Source organism: Dietzia sp. B44 (genome assembly GCF_014145245.1).
Taxonomy (GTDB): domain Bacteria; phylum Actinomycetota; class Actinomycetes; order Mycobacteriales; family Mycobacteriaceae; genus Dietzia; species Dietzia natronolimnaea.
In genome coordinates this window covers 9,648-12,148 of sequence record NZ_JAALEF010000206.1, presented here as the reverse complement: position 1 = coordinate 12,148, position 2,501 = coordinate 9,648, and the positions used below count along the sequence as shown (strand labels likewise).

Here is a 2,501-nt window from a genome sequence, read left to right as displayed (position 1 = left end):
GTGGCGGTTCGTGCCGACAGAGGCGCCGTTGGTGCAGGTCTCCGCCGCGAGCGACGACGACTCCCACGTGGTGGCGGTGGACCGGCAGGGCCGGATCCGCGTCTTCGACGGCGAGGCCGGGGCCGAGATCGCTGCCACCGATGGGTTGCTGGCCGAGGCGGTCGCGACCCCGGAGACCGCCGCCAGGATCGAGCTCACGGTCGATCGGGAGCGGGCGTATGTCAACGACCCCGTCGCGGGGGTCGTCCACGAGATCGACTACCGGGGTGACGCACGAGTCGCCCGGAGCCTGGAGACACCCACCTCGCCCGACTTCGTCGCGGAGACCGGACGATGAGGCGGCGCTCGGTGCTGTCCGCCGTGCTCGTCACCGCGGGACTGGCCCTGTCCGGGTGCGCGATGGTGGACGGCGCCACGAACGACCATCCGACGATCGTCGTGACGACCAACATCCTCGGCGACGTGGTGGAGAACGTGGTGGGGGAGGCGGCCGACGTCACGACGCTGATGAAGCGCAACGCCGACCCGCACTCGTTCGAGATCTCCGCCCAGGAGGCGAGCCTGATGGATCGCGCCGACCTGGTGGTGTCCAACGGGTTGGGGCTCGAGGAGGGGCTCCAGCAGCACCTCGACCGGGTGGCGGACACCGGCGTGCCGATGCTCGTCGCGGGGGAGCGGATCGAGGTCATCGACTACTCGGAAGGGGACGCCGGCGGCACCGCCGACCCGCACTTCTGGACAGACCCGGCCCGCATGGTCGAGGTGGTCGACGCGCTCGAGGCCGAGTTGGTGGAGGTCGACGGCATCGACCGGGCTGCCGTCGAGGCGGGCGCCGACCGGTACCGGGAGGAGCTCGACGAGCTCGACGACGAGATGACCGCGTCCTTCGCCACCATCCCCGCCGATAGTCGCGCCCTCGTGACCAACCACCACGTCTTCGGCTACCTGGCCGAGCGTTTCGACTTCCGCGTCCTCGGCGCGGCCATCCCCGGCGGGACCACCCTCGCCTCCCCCAGCGCCTCCGACCTCGACGGGCTCGCCTCGGCGATCACCGAGGCCGGCGTCCCCGCGATCTTTGCCGAGTCCTCCCAGCCTGACCGGCTGGTGCAGGTACTCGCGAGCGAGGCCGGGATCGACACCCGGGTGATCGAGTTGTTCACCGAGTCGCTCACCGAACCGGGACAGGGCGCCCCCAGCTACCTGGAGATGATGCGCGCGAACACCGAGCGCATCGTCGACGGGCTTTCCACCTGACCACCTACGAATCAAGAAGGACGATTGATGAGAACACGACACACCCGCGGGGCCGGAGCGGTCGCGATGCTCGCGACGGCAGCGCTGCTCGCCACCGCGTGCGGCACCGGCGGCGGCGACGCCGATGCGGACGACGCCGAGGCACAGAACACCGCCACCACCACCTCAGCGGCCTCGGAGGCGGGCTCCTCGGAGAACCGCCTGGCCGTGGCGTACGAGAACGGCGTCGCGGTCCTCGACGGTGAGACCCTGGAGGTCATCGAGGAGTTCGAGACCGAGGAGTTCACCCGCCTGAACGCGTTCGGCGACGGGCAGACCGTGCTGGTGACCACGTCCGACGGGTTCCAGGTGCTCGACACCTCGGTTCCCGAGCTCACCGACCTGGTGATCGAGGCCGACACCCCGGCGCACGTCGTCCGCCACGCCGGCAAGACGGTGCTCTACGACGACGGGACCAGCGACACCTTCATCTTTGACACCGCGGCACTCGCCGACTCGGGCGGCGAGCTCCCCGAGTTCGAGACCGTCCCCGGCGACCAGGCCCACCACGGTGTCTCGATCGTGCTGACCGACGGCACGTTCCTCACCACCATCGGTAACGACGAGGGCCGCACGGGTGCGTTCGCCGTCGACGCCGACGGCGAGGAGATCGCCCGCAACGAGGAGTGCCCCGGCGTCCACGGCGAGGGCACCGCTGCCGGGGAGACGGTGATCTTCGGTTGTGAGGACGGCGCCCTGATCTACCAGGACGGGGAGTTCGAGAAGATCACGGCCGCCGATGAGTACGGCCGCATGGGCAACGCGTACGTGAGCGAGGACAGCCCGCTCGTCGTGGGTGACTACAAGGACGACCCGGACGCCGAGAGCGTCCTGCTCAGCAAGATCGCACTGATCGACACCGAGGCCCGCACCCACGAGGTCGTGGACCTGCCGGAGGGTGTCGGGTACACCTGGCGCGACGTCGTGCGCGGCCCGAACGACATGGCCTACCTGCTCGGCACCGACGGTGCCATCCACGTGATCGACCCGGCCACCGGCGAGATCACCGAGACCTACGACGTGATCGATCCCTGGGAGGGTCCGGCGGAGTGGCAGGACGCGCACCCGTCCATCGTCGTGAACGGGGACATCGCCTACGTGAGCGAGCCGGCGAAGAACACCGTCTACGCCGTCGACCTCACGACCGGTGAGGTCGTCGCGTCCGGCCAGACCCCGGGTGCGCCGAACGAGATGGCGGTCGCGCTGGG

The 2,501-nt window shown here is 70.0% G+C and carries 2 protein-coding genes and 1 pseudogene; all 3 read left to right on the top strand.

Annotation, left to right across the window (positions count from 1 at the left end):
* Positions 1-337, top strand: a pseudogene (locus G6017_RS07720) (ABC transporter); the annotation flags it as partial.
* Positions 334-1,254, top strand: coding sequence for a zinc ABC transporter substrate-binding protein AztC (gene aztC, locus G6017_RS07715; protein WP_182616776.1), 921 nt, complete (start codon positions 334-336; stop codon positions 1,252-1,254). The pseudogene G6017_RS07720 and the gene aztC, both read left to right, overlap by 4 nt.
* Positions 1,255-1,281: 27 nt before the next feature.
* Positions 1,282-2,501: zinc metallochaperone AztD (gene aztD, locus G6017_RS07710; protein ID WP_182616796.1), on the top strand; the 1,220-nt coding region annotated here is incomplete at its 3' end.